The sequence below is a fragment of the Oxalobacteraceae bacterium OTU3CAMAD1 genome (assembly GCA_024123915.1).
Classification (GTDB): domain Bacteria; phylum Pseudomonadota; class Gammaproteobacteria; order Burkholderiales; family Burkholderiaceae_D; genus Rugamonas.
In genome coordinates, this window is record CP099650.1 from 6,468,237 (window position 1) to 6,482,450 (window position 14,214).

Below are 14,214 nucleotides of genomic sequence, written 5' to 3' on the forward strand. Positions count from 1 at the left end.
CTCAGATTGGATAGATCAGCGAATTGGCGATCATCTCGGTGTCGTAAATGCAGTGGCGCTGCTCGAAGCGCAGCCCCTCGGGGGTGACGCGGATGCGGTCCAGATAACGTCCCACGTTGAACACCGAGCTTTCCTGCGACAGCTTGGTGCGGAACACGGCGTAATTCGCCTGGGCCACGATCACGCCATCGGCCACGCTTTCCACCAGCGGCGCTCCGGTCACGTGGCGCTGGTAATAGGGATCATGGAACAAGGTCTCCTTGATGCCATAGGCGCGGTCGCGCAGCATGCCCTTGCTGAGCAGCGCCAGCGTGGACAGCGGAAAGCCGCGTTCATGATTTTCGCGCGGCTGGATGCGGTAGTCGCAAACCTCCACGAACAGGTCTATCCATTTATCCCAGTCGGCGCTGTCCACCGCCGCCGCGTACTCCGCGTACAAGCGATTGAGGGCGAGCCAGGTATCGAAGTCCAGTGCGTTCATACGTCCATCACCTTTCTCCAGTACTCGTACATGCCGCGTATCAGCGTCTCGGTCACCATGTGGTCGGTGTTCTCGGCGCCATAGCCGCCCAGTTCCGCGACGGTGCGGTGGTAGGGTTTTTGCTCGAAGCCGTTCTGCGACAGTTCGATCACCTCGCCGTCGTCGGCCGACACGAAACCGGCGGGGCCGAACAGGTTGGCCTGGATCAGGCGCCGCTTGGTCATCTCCGGCGTGTCGTCCTCGAAGCCGAAGTGGGTCCAGACGAAATCGAAGGAACCCTTGCCGTTCGGCTGGATGTGGCGGGTGGACACGCTGTTGACCTGCTGCTGGAAGATCACGCTCGGGAACACCGTCATCATCACGGCGGTCGGGCCCTTCCACCACTCCTCCGGCACGATGTCGAGCAGGCGCTTGTCGTTGATCTCCATGCCGGCCTTGAAGCTGGTCACGCCGGCCGTCACCTCGCTGCTGGCGGCCTGCTGGCCACGGGTCGAGATCATGGCCGCGTGGCGGTGGTGCGCGTCCATCTTCAGCTCGGACTTGTTATCGGCGCGCCACAGGCCATACGTGACGAACCACGTATGCAGCAGGCCGGGATGGTACGGGTCCTTGATATTTTCCTGCATCAGCTTCCAGTTGCCGGGAATGCGCTGGCGGTTGTAGCCCAGGATGGTCAGCTTGCGGCCGTTGAACAGGCGGTCGAAGTAGCGACACATGTCGGGGCCGAGGAAGTCCTCCAGCGACTCCACGTCATGGTCGAACGACGCGAACACCACGCCGCCGCGCACCGCGACCTTAAGCTTGTTCAGGCCATGGTCGGCGGTGTCGAATTCCTTCGGCATGCCGCCATTGACCTTGCCGTCCTGTTTTACGCCGCGCCGGAAAGGGACGCCTTGCAGGTCGCCCTTCAGCGTGTAGCTCCACTGGTGGTAAGGGCAGACGAATTCCTTCTTGTTGCCGTGACGCTCGCGGCAGAACTGCATGCCACGGTGCGCGCAGACGTTTTCCACCACGTTGATGCTGCCGTCGGCGGCGCGCGTGAGGATCACCGAGCGCTCGCCGATGACGGAACGTTTGTAGTCGCCGGGATTCGGAATCTCCGCCTCCAGGCCGACATAGCACCAGTGCCCTTGATAGAACATGCGTTCCAGCTCGCGCTTGTAGAGCGACTCGTCGGTGTAGGCCCAGAACGGGATGCGGCTCGATCCCGGCTGGTCCCATATGGGTTTGATTGGAAACACGGCGGCCATGGTTACGCTCCCCGGACCCGTACGGTGATCGGCGACAGCCCGGCCACTTCGCCGACCATCACGTCGCCGGCCACCACGGCGTTCACGCCTTCCGGGGTGCCGGTCATGATCACGTCGCCCGGCTCCAGCGCCTCGTATTCGGACAGGTAGGCGATCGATTCGGCCACCGACCAGATCAACTTGGAGATGTCGGAATCCTGGCGCGGCGCGCCGTTGACGCTGACGGCGATGCGGCCTTCGGACAGGTGGCCGACGTCGGCCACGGTGGAGATCGGCCCGATCGGCGCGGACTTGGCGAAGGATTTGCCGAACTCCCATGGACGACCCTTGTCGCGGGCTTCGAGCTGGATGTCGCGGCGGGTCATGTCCAGGCCGACGGCGTAGCCGAAGACGTGTTCCAGCGCCCGGGAGACCGGGATGTCGGCGCCGCCCTTGCCGATGACGGCCACCAGTTCGATCTCGTGGTGGAAGTTGGCGGTTTTGGGTGGGTATGGGATGGTGGTTTCGCCGACGCCCGCTTGCACGGTGGCGTTGGCCGGCTTCATGAAGAAGAACGGCTTTTCGCGGTCCGGGTCGCGGCCCATTTCACGCGCGTGGGCGGCGTAGTTGCGCCCGACGCAGAAGATGCGGTTGACGGGGAAGCGTTCGTCGCTGCCGGCGATGGCGAGGCTGTGGACGGGGGCGGGATCGACTGCGTATTTCATGGTGGTCTCCAAAATATTGTGATGGACGATATGTAGCCGGATTGATCACGTAGGGCGGATTAGGCGGAACGCCGTAATCGGCCATCGATGAGCCGATGGCAACGCATGCATGGCCGATTACGCTGCGCTAATCCGCCCTACGTAATTCAGATTTTTTCTTCGCGCCATAGGCCAAGCACCTGTTGCATCGGGCGGTCGGAGAAGCTGAACAAAATGGTGTCGTCGCCCGCGCACAGGCGCAGCGTTTGCCACGACGGCACGACGAAGACATCGTTGAGCGCGAAGTCGAAACGCACGCCGCCGATGTCGGCGCTGCCGGCGCCTTCCAGGCACACGTAGATGGTGCTGTCGGTGCTTCGATATGGCAGCGTCTCGAAGCCGGCCGGCAGCCGCTGCGCGAAGGCGCCGATGGTCGGCATCGGCGAGGCGCCGGTGGCCGGATTCACGTAACGCAGCTTGTGGCCGAAATGCGCGTCGATGACGCCGCGCGATATGCCCAGCAAGGACTCGCGCGTCTTGGCGAACGGGTAGACGAACACCTTGGTCGGCTGCGCCGCCGTCTGCGCGAAATCGACCGGCAGCATGTTGTTGCCGTAGCGGGCCAGCGCGTCGCCCTCCGGCCGCGTGGCCTCCTGCGTGGCCTGCGCGCCATGCTCGGCGAAGCCGGCGTCGAAGAAGCGCACTGTCGGAATATCCAGGCCGTCGAGCCACACCACCGGCTGGTCGCCCAGGTTGCCGTGGTCGTGCCAGGTCCACGAAGGCGTGATGATGAAGTCTCCGCGCCGCATCGTGGTGCGCTCGCCGTCGACCGCCGTGTAGGCGCCCTCGCCGTCGAGCACCAGCCGCAGCGCCGACTGCGCGTGGCGGTGCGCCGGCGCCACCTCGCCCGGCATGATCAACTGCAGGCCGGCGTACAGCGACTGCGTGATCGACGAGTTGCCGCGCAGCGCCGGGTTTTCCATGATCAGCACACGGCGCTCGGCCTCGGCGGCGGTGATCAGGCGGCCCGCCTCCATGACGTGTTCGCGCACGTCGGCGTAGCGCCACAGCGCCGCCTGCAGCGGGCTGGCCGGCTGCTTGGGCACCAGCGCGCCGAGCACTTCCCACAATGGCGTCATGTGATGCTGGTCGATGCGCCGGTAGAATTCCTGCCGCTCGCCGTTGTCCTTGTTCATATGGGGTCTCCTCAGTTGGTTATTTTTAGATCGCGCTTGCGTAGAAGGCGTCGGCATACACATGCTCGGGCGGCACGCCGCGCCGCTTGACCAGCATGGCGGCCGCCTCCACCATCGGCGGCGCCCCGCACAGGTAGGCGCGCCAGCCGGCCAGGCTTGACCAGTCGGCACTGACGGCGGCGGTGACCACGCCGGCGCGCCGGCGCGGATCGTCGTTGCCGGTGCTGACCACCACGTGCAGGTGCAGATTGGCGTGGCGCTCGCACAGCTGCTCCAGCCACGACAGGCCATAGATGTCCTGCGGCGTGCGTACGCCGAAATACAGGTGGATGGGTTGGTCCATGCCGTCCGCCAGCGCGGCGCGCACGATCGACAGCACGGGCGCGAGGCCGGTGCCGCCGGCCACGCACAGCATCGGCCCCTGGTGCTTGCGGCGCAGGTAGGCGGTGCCCATCGGACCGCTCACGCGCACCGCGTCGCCCACGGCGAGCACGCGGTCGATATGGCCGGTGACACGGCCGTCCGGCACCAGCCGCACATGGAATTCCAGCTCATCGTCGCCGGGGACGTTGGCCATCGAATAGGGGCGCACCAGTTCCGGTCCGAATTGGAGGGTGGCGTATTGGCCGGGAGAGAAGTCCAGCGGCTTGGCGGGCTTGAGGCGCAGGCGGCGGATATCGTGCGTCATCGGCTCGATCGCCAGCACGGTGGCCTTGATGATGCGCGCCGGGTGGACCACCACCTCGTCCGGCTCGGGCACTTCGACCACGCAGTTGCCGGTCACGCTGGTCATGCAGGCCAGCACGTAGCCCTCGTCATTGGGGGCGGTGATCTTCGCTTCGCGGCCCATCTCGTGCACGTCGCCTTGCAGCACCTTGCAGCGGCAGGTGCCGCAGCGGCCGGCGGTGCAGCTATAGGAGATGGGAACCTGGTGCTCGCGCAGCGCGGTCAGCAAATTGGCGCCGGCCTCCACCTGCAGGATGCGTCCCAACGGTTGCACGACTAATTCCATGACTGCTGCCCCATCTGTCGAATTGATGGGCAAAGTATAGAAACGCGAGTAATATAAATATATAGAATTCCGCGAATGCAACACATCACTCACAGCAATACTACTCACGCCATGGAACTGAAAGACATCGACCTCAACCTGCTGCTCGTGTTCAACCAGCTACTCGCCGGCCGGCGCGTCTCGAAGGTGGCGGAGATATTGGGCATGACGCAGCCCGGCGTCAGCAACGCGCTCAAGCGCATGCGCGTGCTGCTGGGGGATGAACTGTTCGTCCGCACGGCGCGCGGCATGGAGCCGACGCCCTACGCGCTACGGCTGGCCGAGCCGATCGGCTACGCCTTATCGACTATCCACGACACGCTCAACGAGGTGGCGCATTTCGATCCGGCGACGAGCACCCGCAAATTCACGCTGGGGATGACGGACATCGGCGAGGTGTACTTCCTGCCCAAGCTGATGAAGGTATTGCGCCGGCACGCGCCCGGCATCACCGTCAGCACGGTGCGCAACACGGCGGTCAATCTGCAGGACGAACTGGAGGCCGGCCACGTGGACCTGGCCATCGGCCTGCTGCCGCAGCTGAAGACCGGCTACTTCCAGCGCCGCCTGTTCCGGCAGCGCTATGTGTGCATGTTCCGCAAAGGGCATCCGCTCGACAAGGCGTCGATGACGGTCGACGAATTCAGGGACGCCGACCACGTGACGGTGGTATCGAGTGGCACCGGCCACGCCATCGCGGACATCGCCATCGAGCGGCAGGGCATCAAGCGCAATATCGGCCTGACGGTGCCCCACTTCGTCGCGGTGGGGCACATCCTGTCGAACAGCACGATGATCGCCACCGTGCCGGAGCGCTATGCGATGGCCTGCGTGGAGCCGTTCGGGCTGCGCTACATCCCCCATCCGCTGGAGCTACCGGAGATTAACATCAACGTCTTCTGGCACGCGAAGTTCAACAAGGACCCGGTCAGCCAATGGCTGCGCAGCCTGATCTTCGATCACTTCGCGGATGGGCGGGCCGATCTTCAGTCCGACGCCGCCGGATAATCCGTGTAGCCTTTCGCGCCGGGCGTGTAGAACGTGGCCGGATCGGGGGCGCTCAAGGGTTTATCGGCGCGCATGCGCTCGACCAGGTCGGGATTGGCGATGAACGGACGGCCGAACGCGATCAGGTCCGCCAGACCGTTGGCGAGCGCCTGCTGCGCGCCGGCCCTGTCGAAGCCACCGGCCAGGATGAACGGCCCCTTGAACGCGGCGCGCAGAGCGGCCTTGAGCGCGGCCGGCACCGGTGGCGTGCCCATTGCGGAATGATCCAGCACGTGCGCGTACATCAGGCCCAGGTCCGACAGCTCCTTCACCAGCGCCAGGTACTGCTCGTCGACACCGTCGAACGCGCCGGCGGCGTTGACCACGCCATGCGGCGACAGGCGGATGCCCACGCGTTCGGCGCCGATCTCCCTGGCGGCGGCGCGCGCCACCTCCAGCACGAAACGGTTGCGTCCCTCGGCGGAGGCGCCGTAGCCGTCGGTGCGCTGGTTGATATGCGCGTTCAGGAACTGCTCGAGCAGGTAGCCGTTGGCCGCGTGCAGTTCGACGCCGTCGAAGCCGGCCTCGATGGCCAAGCGGGCGGCGCTCGCGTATTCGGCGACGGTGGAGGCAATGTCCGCCTCCGTCATTGCGCGCGGCGGCGTGTGCGGCACATCGCCCTTGTCGTCGACGCGCATCACGCCGGGGCACAGTTCGGGCGACGGTCCCATGACCACGGCGCCGGGCGGCAGGTTGTCCTGATGGGTCACGCGGCCGGTGTGCATCAACTGCACGACGATCTTGCCGCCCTTGGCGTGGACGGCGTCTGTGACCAGGCGCCAGCCGGCGACGTGGCCGGCGTTGAACAGGCCCGGAATGCGCGGGTAACCCAGACCGTTCGGCGATGGCGAAGTGCCTTCGGTGACGATCAAGCCGGCGCCGGCGCGTTGCGCGTAGTAGGTCGCCATCAAGGTGTTCGGCGTGTTGTTGTCGACCGCGCGGCTGCGGGTCAAGGGCGACATGACGACGCGGTTGGCGACATCGACTGCACGCAGCGGGAATTTTTCAAATAACATGTTCGGATATCCTGTGATTGATGAACGAGGGAACGGATAGGCGGTTCAACGCTTTTGCAGATGCGGTGCGACCTTGCCGGTTTGCGCGGCGGTGAACAGCGCGACGCGGGCGGCCTCGTAGCGTTGGAACAAGGCCGTGTCGGCGACCGACGGCAGGGTCACGCCCTCGCCCAGATCGAGCCCCACCAGCGCCGCGTCCACCATGTTCTCCGCCGTCATGACGGTCTCCGGCGCCAGCGCGGCCAGCGGCACGCCGGACGGGTCCCACAAGTCGGTGGCGGTGGCCGCCGGCAGCACCGCCTGGACCTTCACGCGGGTGCCTTCCAGCTCCTGCTCCAGGCCGCGCGTGAACGCGACGACGAAAGCCTTGGTGCCGCTGTAGACGGAACTGATAGGCAGCGTATGCAGCCCCAGTACCGACGCGATGTTGATGATCGTGCCCTCGTTGCGCTGCTTGAAGCCTGGCAGCGCGGCGCGCGTCAGCTTGGTCAGCGCGAGGATATTGAGCGCCAGCTGCGACGACAGATCCTGCCTGCTGCTGTCGGCCACCGGCGCAAGGCGCGCGAGGCCGGCGTTATTGACCAGTACCGCGACCGCCGGATTGGTCGACAGCAGCGTGGCGACGCTCTCCTGCCCCGCTTCGGTGGCCAGGTCGGCGACCAGCGGTTCGACGTTGACGCCATGCGCGGCCGCGAGACTGGCCGCCAGCGATTGCAGACGGTCCGCGCGGCGGGCCACCAGCACCAGGTCGTAGCCACGTTGGGCCAGGCGGTCGGCGTACACGGCGCCGATACCCGACGACGCACCGGTGACAACAGCGATTTTGCGAGCATTGGTAGACATGATTTTTCCTCTATTTCATATGATGATCATCATATTTTTGGTTAAAAAAACCGCCGGGTCGATTTACCCGGAGGCTTTGCTTTGCATGACGATCATCATATACTGTTTTTTTCAAGCCTGCACGCGGCCCTCGTTCAACCATTCGTCGAGCACTTCGGAGGTGTGCTCGCCCAAGGCGGGCGGCGCGCGCCGGTAGCTCACCGGCGACGCCGACATGCGGATTGGATTGGCCACCAGCGGTACCGTACCGGCCAGCGGGTGCGGCATCTCGATGCGCAGCCCACGCGCGCGCACCTGCGGGTCGTCGAACACCTTGTCCAGCGTGTTGATCGGACCGCACGGCACGCCAGCCGCCTCCATAGCCGCGATCCAGTCGGCCGTGTCACGGCCCGTGGTTACGCCGCGTATCAGGCGGATCAAGGTCTCGCGGTGCAGCACCCGCTGCGGATTGGTGGCGAAGCGTTCATCGCCCGCCCACTCGGAATGGCCGGCGGCGGCACAGAACCTGGCGAACTGGCCATCGTTGCCGACCGCGATGATCATATAACCGTCGGCCGTCGGAAAGTCCTGGTACGGCACGATGTTCGGGTGGGCGTTGCCCATGCGGCGCGGCGCAACGCCGCCCACCAGATAGTTGGAGGCCTGGTTGGCCAGACAAGCCACCTGCACGTCGAGCAGCGCCAAGTCGATGTGCTGCCCCTCGCCGCTGCGCTCGCGGTGCGCCAGGGCGGCCAACACCGCCACCGACGCGTAGAGGCCTGTCATGACGTCGGTCACCGCCACGCCCACCTTCTGCGGTCCGCCGCCCTCGTCGCCATCGGTGCGGCCGGTTACACTCATCAAGCCGCCCATGCCCTGTATCAGGAAGTCGTAGCCTGCCCGCGCCGCATAGGGGCCGGTCTGGCCGAAACCGGTGATGGAGCAGTAGATCAGGCGTGGATTGAGTGCCTTCAGGCTGGCGTAATCGAGGCCGTACTGCGCCAGGCCGCCGACCTTGAAATTCTCCAGCAGGATATCGGCCTTGGCGGCCAGGCGACGCACCAGCGCCTGCCCCTCCGCAGTGCCGATATCGATCGCCACCGAGCGCTTGTTGCGGTTGGCGCTAAGGTAATAGGCCGATTCGGAAGTGGCCTCGCCGTCGACGTCGGCCAGCCACGGCGGGCCCCAGGCGCGCGTGTCGTCGCCGCTGCCGGGGCGTTCGACCTTGACCACGTCGGCGCCCAGATCGGCCATCAACTGGCCTGCCCAAGGTCCGGCCAGTACCCGCGACAGATCCAGCACGCGCACGCCCGCCAGCGCGCCGGCCGGAAGAAGCTGGGCGGCCGGCATCAGAACGCCGCGATGCCGGTGATGGCGCGGCCGAGGATCAGCGCATGCACATCGTGGGTGCCCTCGTAGGTGTTGACCACCTCCAGGTTGACCAGATGGCGCGCGACGCCGAATTCGTCGCTGATGCCGTTCCCACCCAACATGTCGCGCGCCATGCGGGCGATGTCGAGCGCCTTGCCGCAGGAATTGCGCTTCATGATGGAGGTGATTTCCACTGCCGCCGTACCCTCGTCCTTCATGCGGCCCAGGCGCAGGCAGCCCTGCAGGCCCAGGGTGATCTCGGTCTGCATGTCGGCCAGCTTCTTCTGGATCAGCTGATTGGCCGCCAGCGGTTTGCCGAACTGTTTGCGGTCCAATACATACTGGCGCGCGCGGTGCCAGCAATCCTCGGCCGCGCCCAGCGCGCCCCAGGCGATGCCGTAGCGCGCGCTGTTCAGGCACGTGAACGGACCTTTCAGGCCGCGCACATCGGGGAAGGCGTTTTCCTCCGGGCAGAACACCTCGTCCATCACGATCTCGCCGGTGATCGAGGCGCGCAGGCCCACTTTGCCGTGGATCGCCGGCGCGGTCAGGCCGTGCCAGCCCTTTTCCAAGACGAAGCCGCGTATCTGCTTTTGGTCGTCCTTGGCCCAGACGACGAAGACGTCGGCCACCGGCGAATTGGTGATCCACATCTTGGCGCCGCTCAGCACATAACCGCCGTCCACCTTGCGCGCGCGACTCAACATCGAACCGGGATCGGAGCCGTGATTCGGTTCGGTCAGGCCGAAGCAACCGATCCACTCGCCGCTGGCCAGCTTGGGCAGGTACTTCCGACGCGTGGCCTCGTTGCCGAATTCATAGATCGGCACCATCACCAGCGACGACTGCACGCTCATCATCGAGCGATAGCCGGAATCGACGCGCTCCACTTCGCGCGCCACCAGGCCGTAGCACACGGAACTGAGGCCGCTTCCGCCATACTGTTCCGGAATCGTGATGCCGAGCAGTCCCAGCTCGCCCATCTCGCGGAAAATCGCCAGGTCGGTGTGCTCGTTGCGGAAGGCCTCCAGCACGCGCGGTTCCAGGCGCTCCTGGCAATAGGCGCGGGCCGACTCGCGCACCATGCGCTCCTCCTCGGTCAACTGCTGATCCAGCAGCAGCGGATCATCCCATTGGAAAGCGGCTTTTTTATGCGGTTGGCTCATTCCGAACTCACTCTGTGATTGAAGATGTGCCTAATGTACAATCGCCACAAGCCACCGACAAACGATAAGTTCGCACTGATCTGTGCGTAAAACGCACTTGTTAAACATTTCGAGAGTACGCCATGCGCAGAAAAATTCCTTCCACCGCCGCGCTGTCGGCGTTCGAATCGGCGGCGCGCCACCAGAGTTTCACCAAGGCCGCCGACGAACTGGCGCTGACGCAAAGCGCGGTGTGCCGGCAGATCGCGGCGCTGGAGGAGTTTTTGGGCGTCAAGCTGTTCCGCCGCAGCCGTCGCGGCGTTCTGTTGACGGACGCCGGCGCCACCTACAGCCGCCAGGTGACGGCGCGGCTGGACGAGGTGGAACGCGATACGCTCGATCTGATGGCCAAGGGCGGCCAGGGAGGCGTGCTGGAACTGGGCGTGGTGCCGACGTTCGCGATCAAGTGGCTGATGCCGCGCCTGGCGCTGTTCGCGCAGGCGCATCCGGATATCGCGGTCAACCTGTCGGCGCGCACGCGGCCCTTCTTGTTCGACGAGACGCAGTTCGACGCCGCGATCCATGCGGGGACGGCGGTCTGGCCGGGGACCGAGGGCGTGTTTCTGATGCGGGAGAATCTGGTGGCGGTATGCAGGCCGGAGCTGATCGCGCCGCGCGCGACGATCGCCGCGTCGGGATGGCAGCGCCTGACGTTGCTGCAGCAAAGCACGCGGCCTTATGGCTGGCGCGATTGGTTCGCGTCGCGCGGGATGCAGGTAGAGGGCGATATGGCGGGGCCGCGTTACGAGTTATATTCGATGGCGGCCGAAGCGGCGTTGCAGGGCATGGGGGTGGCGCTGATACCGCGCCTGCTGGTGGAGGATGAATTACGGCGCGGCGCGTTGATCCAGGTCGCGAAACACGAATACCTGAGCGACCGGAACTACTACTTGATTTATCCCGAGCACAACGCCGACCATGCGGCGCTGGGCGTGTTCCGCGCGTGGCTGGAGGAGCAGGCCCGCGAGTACCGCGAGCCCTTGGGATTGGGGTTGTGATCGTTGTAAAAAAAGGCGTCGTTGGCGGATCATGGCGGATTACGGCGTTCCGCCTAATCCGCCATCTACGAGCCGCCGTCGAGATACGAATGGCCGCTTACAACAGCGCGCAAACCTGTTCGAAACTCAAACGCGGATGGCGCGGGAACAGTCCCGCCGGATCGCCATACCCCAACCCGCAAAGGAAATTGACCTTCAATGTGCCTCCATCGAAGAACTCGAGGTTCACGGCGTCCTGATTAAACCCCGACATCGGCCCGCAATCCAATCCAAGCATACGCGCCGCCACCATCAGATACGCCCCCTGCAAGGTCCCGTTACGGAAAGCCGTCGTTTCGCGCAGCGCCGCGTCGCGCTCGAACATCGCCCCCGCCTCCGGCCGGTGCGGGAACAGCTCCGGCAGCCGCGTTTGAAACGCCGTGTCGTAGGCGATCACCGCCACCACCGGGGCACCAACCACCTTGTCGACATTGGCCGGCGCCAGCGCCGGCACCAGCCGCTGTTTGGCCTCCGCCGTCCGCAGGAACAGCACCCGCATCGGCGAACAGTTCATGCTGGTCGGGCCCCACCGCATTAGCCCATACAACTCGCGCAGCAGATCGTCCTCCACCTCGCGCGCCAGCCAGCGATTCTGGCTGCGCGCTTCCCGGAACACGAGATCCCGTGCGATGTCATCGGCGACCGCCATCTCAAGCCACCATCCGGCTGGCGCCAGTCATCATGAAGGCCACCCGCACCACCTGCTCGCTGCGGTTACGCCACGCGTGGCGCGTGCCATTCTGCACCACCACGTCGCCGGCCCTCACCAGCTTGACCGCGCCATCGTGCAGCTCGAGCCAGATCTCGCCACTGAGCACGATCGCGTAATCGACGGTGTCTGTCGTGTGCATCCCCGGCGACGACGGCTCAAAGGTCTCCATCAAGCCGGGCAAGGCCGACAGCAGTTCGGCGAAACCCGCCGCCGGATCGGCCGCGCCGGCCATCACCGCATCCGGTGGAAAGTCGACCAGCAGCAGGCTGTTGCCACCGTGCGGAGGAATCAGCGAGCCGCGCGCGGTGGTGGGATCGGCGCCGTCGTGCGGCACCATCGGTGGCGCCTGCGCGCTCCACACCTGCGCCGCCGCGTGTCCCGGAAAATGCGCGAAGCTTTGCGCGCGGGGCGCGTCGCCGTCCGAGACGAACACCGATTTACCCTGGGCGTCGTGGCCCGTCACTATGCGTCTGATCTTCATGGCGGAGCCTCTCAAGGACGAATGACGAAGTTACTGAAGCCGCCGTTGCGGTTCTCGATGCCGCCGATCGCCTCGTTGACCTGATCGAGCGGATAGACATGATGCTGGAAGATCGACATGTCGACCTTTCCCGCCTCGACCAGATCGGCCATCTCCTGCCCCTGCTTGGTGGTAAACCACGCGGAGCCGATCACGCTGATGTCGTTGTCCATGATGTAGTGCAGGTTGATCGGCACATCGCCGGCCACTGCGCCGATGTTGACCAGCTTGCCGCCACGGCGCAACGTCGCCAGGGCGTCCAGCAGCGTCTCGTGCGGAGCGCCCGGTCCCAGCGCGTCGATCGCCACGTCCACACCCTCGCCGTGCGTCACATCGTCGGCCCAGGCGCGCAGACCGCCGTCGTCGAGCGAATGGACCGAGATCAGATCCGGCGCCAGCGCCTTGACGCGTTCGAGCAGCTCGCGATTGCGCCCGGTGCCGAGGATGCGCCGCGCGCCCAGCGCCAGCGCGAACAGCGCGCCGCCGATCCCGAGCGTGCCGCTGATGCCGTTGATCAGCACCGTCGATCCGGGGCCGACACCGGCGGTGCGCAGCGCGCGGTAGGCCGTACCCAGATAACCCAGGCGCGCGGCCTGCTCGAAGCTCATCGCGTCCGGCAGTCGCACCAGGCTATGCTGCGGCGCGTTCATCACCTCGCACAGGCCGCCGAGCGGATACTGGTCGAAGATGGCCTGCGACTTGTTCGAGAAACCGAAGTAACCGTTGAAGGTGTAGTGGGCGCAGGCGGTGGTATCGCCGGCGCGGCACTGGCGGCAGGCGCCGCAGAAGCGCGCCGGATTCACGTACACCCGATCGCCCGGCTTGAAGCCGATCACCTGGTCGCCCACCGCCTCGATCACGCCAGCCGGGTCGAGCCCGAACACCGCCGGCAGCTTGGGCAGTGGCAGGTGCGGGAACCAGTTGCCCCAGTTGCTGAGCACATTGCCAAGGTTGGGCACAATGCCGCACGCCTTGACGTTCACCAGCACGTCGGTCGCGCGCAGCGCCGGCACTGGAATTTGTTCGATCACCATCGGTTGGCCGACTTCGTGCATCCGTGCGGCGCGCATCATTTTAGTCATTACCGTCTCCTGATTTATTGTTTTGGTTTGATGTGGATTATGACGCAAGCGCTCAGCGCAAGCCGTCGTTGCCTACGACGTCTTCCGCCGCCAGCCCGCCCAGGCGCGCGTGGATGCGTCCACCGGTGGCCATGGCCAGCCCGAACACGATCTCATCGCGCTTGGGGCCATCCCACAAGGTCATCTCGGCCGAGCCGAAATGGCTGCGCACATACGCCGCGTGGATGTGCCCGAGCGGGATGATCAGGCGGTCGCCGACGTTACCGATGCTTTTGGCCGCCGGCACGATGGCCTTCGGCTGCCCCAGCGCCTCGCGCATCGCCCAGCCGCCGGCCTCGTGCCAGACGGCGCCTTGTTCCAGCTCGCCGTCCGAACCGACCAGCGCGCCCTTGCCGTAGGCCTGCACCACGTCTGGGCCGCCCAGCGCCGCGATCATGCGCGCCGACAGGTCCGCGCCCAGTCCGCGCAACTCCTGCATGAACGGCAGCAGGTTGTGCTGATAGCGGCCGGCGTAGGGATTCTTCACCACCGCCATCGCCACGGCGATGCGCAGCGGCGTCGCCAGCCTGTCGCCACCCTCATGCCAGCACTCCTCGACCTCCAACTTGTACTTCCGAATATTCACGAGCGACATCCTGCATCTCCAGTTGATCAACGTCCGAAACGGTCCGGCGCGGCGCCGGGCCCATGCAATAAATTATACACAGCCGATCTTTTTGTGCAAACTAAATATTTTTATGC

General features: G+C 65.4%; 15 protein-coding genes. 2 read left to right on the forward strand and 13 right to left on the reverse strand.

Annotation, left to right across the window (positions count from 1 at the left end; genetic code table 11):
* Position 1 precedes the first annotated feature (1 nt).
* From NHH88_27555 to NHH88_27575, 5 genes are all read right to left on the reverse strand, one after another.
* Positions 2 to 481: an aromatic-ring-hydroxylating dioxygenase subunit beta gene (locus tag NHH88_27555; GenBank protein ID USX13370.1), complete on the reverse strand. Its 480-nt coding sequence runs from the start codon at positions 479 to 481 to the stop codon at positions 2 to 4.
* Positions 478 to 1,731, reverse strand: a complete 1,254-nt coding sequence (locus tag NHH88_27560; protein ID USX13371.1) for an aromatic ring-hydroxylating dioxygenase subunit alpha — start codon at positions 1,729 to 1,731, stop codon at positions 478 to 480. The genes NHH88_27555 and NHH88_27560 overlap by 4 nt, the downstream gene beginning before the upstream one ends.
* A gap of 2 nt (positions 1,732 to 1,733) precedes the next feature.
* On the reverse strand, positions 1,734 to 2,435 hold the full coding sequence (locus NHH88_27565; protein USX13372.1) for a fumarylacetoacetate hydrolase family protein: 702 nt from the start codon (positions 2,433 to 2,435) through the stop codon (positions 1,734 to 1,736).
* A 146-nt stretch (positions 2,436 to 2,581) separates the two neighbouring features.
* Positions 2,582 to 3,610 carry a gentisate 1,2-dioxygenase gene (gene gtdA / locus NHH88_27570; GenBank protein ID USX13373.1) on the reverse strand — a complete coding sequence of 343 codons (1,029 nt, stop codon included), beginning with the start codon at positions 3,608 to 3,610 and terminating at the stop codon, positions 2,582 to 2,584.
* Positions 3,611 to 3,635: 25 nt separating this feature from the next.
* Positions 3,636 to 4,622 (reverse strand): 2Fe-2S iron-sulfur cluster-binding protein, encoded by a 987-nt coding sequence (locus NHH88_27575; GenBank protein USX13374.1) that lies wholly within the window; start codon positions 4,620 to 4,622, stop codon positions 3,636 to 3,638.
* Between the two features lie 111 nt (positions 4,623 to 4,733).
* On the opposite strand from NHH88_27575, the gene NHH88_27580 reads away from it, so the two are divergent.
* The gene (locus tag NHH88_27580; protein USX17453.1) at positions 4,734 to 5,669 is read left to right on the forward strand and encodes a LysR family transcriptional regulator; all 936 of its coding nucleotides are present in this window, start codon (positions 4,734 to 4,736) and stop codon (positions 5,667 to 5,669) included.
* On the opposite strand, the gene NHH88_27585 is transcribed toward NHH88_27580, so the two are convergent.
* The 4 genes from NHH88_27585 to NHH88_27600 form a co-directional block, all read right to left on the reverse strand.
* Complete coding sequence (locus NHH88_27585) at positions 5,648 to 6,724, reverse strand: alkene reductase (protein ID USX13375.1); 1,077 nt, start codon at positions 6,722 to 6,724, stop codon at positions 5,648 to 5,650. The genes NHH88_27580 and NHH88_27585 overlap by 22 nt on opposite strands.
* Positions 6,725 to 6,769: 45 nt before the next feature.
* Positions 6,770 to 7,567, reverse strand: coding sequence for an SDR family oxidoreductase (locus NHH88_27590; protein USX13376.1), 798 nt, complete (start codon positions 7,565 to 7,567; stop codon positions 6,770 to 6,772).
* 111 nt (positions 7,568 to 7,678) lie between these two features.
* Positions 7,679 to 8,896, reverse strand: coding sequence for a CoA transferase (locus NHH88_27595; protein USX13377.1), 1,218 nt, complete (start codon positions 8,894 to 8,896; stop codon positions 7,679 to 7,681).
* Positions 8,896 to 10,083: an acyl-CoA dehydrogenase gene (locus NHH88_27600; protein USX13378.1), complete on the reverse strand. Its 1,188-nt coding sequence runs from the start codon at positions 10,081 to 10,083 to the stop codon at positions 8,896 to 8,898. Before NHH88_27600 ends, NHH88_27595 begins: the two co-directional genes overlap by 1 nt.
* A 122-nt stretch (positions 10,084 to 10,205) precedes the next feature.
* Here NHH88_27600 and NHH88_27605 point away from each other — a divergent pair, with 122 nt between their 5' ends.
* Positions 10,206 to 11,120, forward strand: coding sequence for a LysR substrate-binding domain-containing protein (locus tag NHH88_27605; GenBank protein ID USX13379.1), 915 nt, complete (start codon positions 10,206 to 10,208; stop codon positions 11,118 to 11,120).
* A gap of 97 nt (positions 11,121 to 11,217) precedes the next feature.
* Here NHH88_27605 and NHH88_27610 read toward each other — a convergent pair whose 3' ends face one another.
* From NHH88_27610 to NHH88_27625, 4 genes are read right to left on the reverse strand one after another with little or no spacing between them, the layout of a single operon-like run.
* Positions 11,218 to 11,808: a malonic semialdehyde reductase gene (locus NHH88_27610; GenBank protein USX13380.1), complete on the reverse strand. Its 591-nt coding sequence runs from the start codon at positions 11,806 to 11,808 to the stop codon at positions 11,218 to 11,220.
* Between the two features lies 1 nt (position 11,809).
* The gene (locus tag NHH88_27615) at positions 11,810 to 12,352 is read right to left on the reverse strand and encodes a cupin domain-containing protein (GenBank protein USX13381.1); all 543 of its coding nucleotides are present in this window, start codon (positions 12,350 to 12,352) and stop codon (positions 11,810 to 11,812) included.
* A gap of 11 nt (positions 12,353 to 12,363) precedes the next feature.
* Entirely contained in the window at positions 12,364 to 13,473 is a 1,110-nt protein-coding gene (locus tag NHH88_27620; protein ID USX13382.1) for an alcohol dehydrogenase catalytic domain-containing protein, read from the reverse strand.
* A 52-nt stretch (positions 13,474 to 13,525) separates the two neighbouring features.
* Positions 13,526 to 14,107, reverse strand: coding sequence for an amino acid synthesis family protein (locus NHH88_27625; protein USX13383.1), 582 nt, complete (start codon positions 14,105 to 14,107; stop codon positions 13,526 to 13,528).
* Positions 14,108 to 14,214 lie beyond the last annotated feature (107 nt).

Bases quoted from the DNA above. Each gene is read 5' to 3' on its own strand.
- NHH88_27555 (USX13370.1), bottom strand. From the start codon at position 481: ATGAACGCACTGGACTTCGATACCTGGCTCGCCCTCAATCGCTTGTAC.
- NHH88_27560 (USX13371.1), bottom strand. From the start codon at position 1,731: ATGGCCGCCGTGTTTCCAATCAAACCCATATGGGACCAGCCGGGATCG.
- NHH88_27565 (USX13372.1), bottom strand. From the start codon at position 2,435: ATGAAATACGCAGTCGATCCCGCCCCCGTCCACAGCCTCGCCATCGCC.
- gtdA (USX13373.1), bottom strand. From the start codon at position 3,610: ATGAACAAGGACAACGGCGAGCGGCAGGAATTCTACCGGCGCATCGAC.
- NHH88_27575 (USX13374.1), bottom strand. From the start codon at position 4,622: ATGGAATTAGTCGTGCAACCGTTGGGACGCATCCTGCAGGTGGAGGCC.
- NHH88_27580 (USX17453.1), top strand. From the start codon at position 4,734: ATGGAACTGAAAGACATCGACCTCAACCTGCTGCTCGTGTTCAACCAG.
- NHH88_27585 (USX13375.1), bottom strand. From the start codon at position 6,724: ATGTTATTTGAAAAATTCCCGCTGCGTGCAGTCGATGTCGCCAACCGC.
- NHH88_27590 (USX13376.1), bottom strand. From the start codon at position 7,567: ATGTCTACCAATGCTCGCAAAATCGCTGTTGTCACCGGTGCGTCGTCG.
- NHH88_27595 (USX13377.1), bottom strand. From the start codon at position 8,896: ATGCCGGCCGCCCAGCTTCTTCCGGCCGGCGCGCTGGCGGGCGTGCGC.
- NHH88_27600 (USX13378.1), bottom strand. From the start codon at position 10,083: ATGAGCCAACCGCATAAAAAAGCCGCTTTCCAATGGGATGATCCGCTG.
- NHH88_27605 (USX13379.1), top strand. From the start codon at position 10,206: ATGCGCAGAAAAATTCCTTCCACCGCCGCGCTGTCGGCGTTCGAATCG.
- NHH88_27610 (USX13380.1), bottom strand. From the start codon at position 11,808: ATGGCGGTCGCCGATGACATCGCACGGGATCTCGTGTTCCGGGAAGCG.
- NHH88_27615 (USX13381.1), bottom strand. From the start codon at position 12,352: ATGAAGATCAGACGCATAGTGACGGGCCACGACGCCCAGGGTAAATCG.
- NHH88_27620 (USX13382.1), bottom strand. From the start codon at position 13,473: ATGACTAAAATGATGCGCGCCGCACGGATGCACGAAGTCGGCCAACCG.
- NHH88_27625 (USX13383.1), bottom strand. From the start codon at position 14,107: ATGTCGCTCGTGAATATTCGGAAGTACAAGTTGGAGGTCGAGGAGTGC.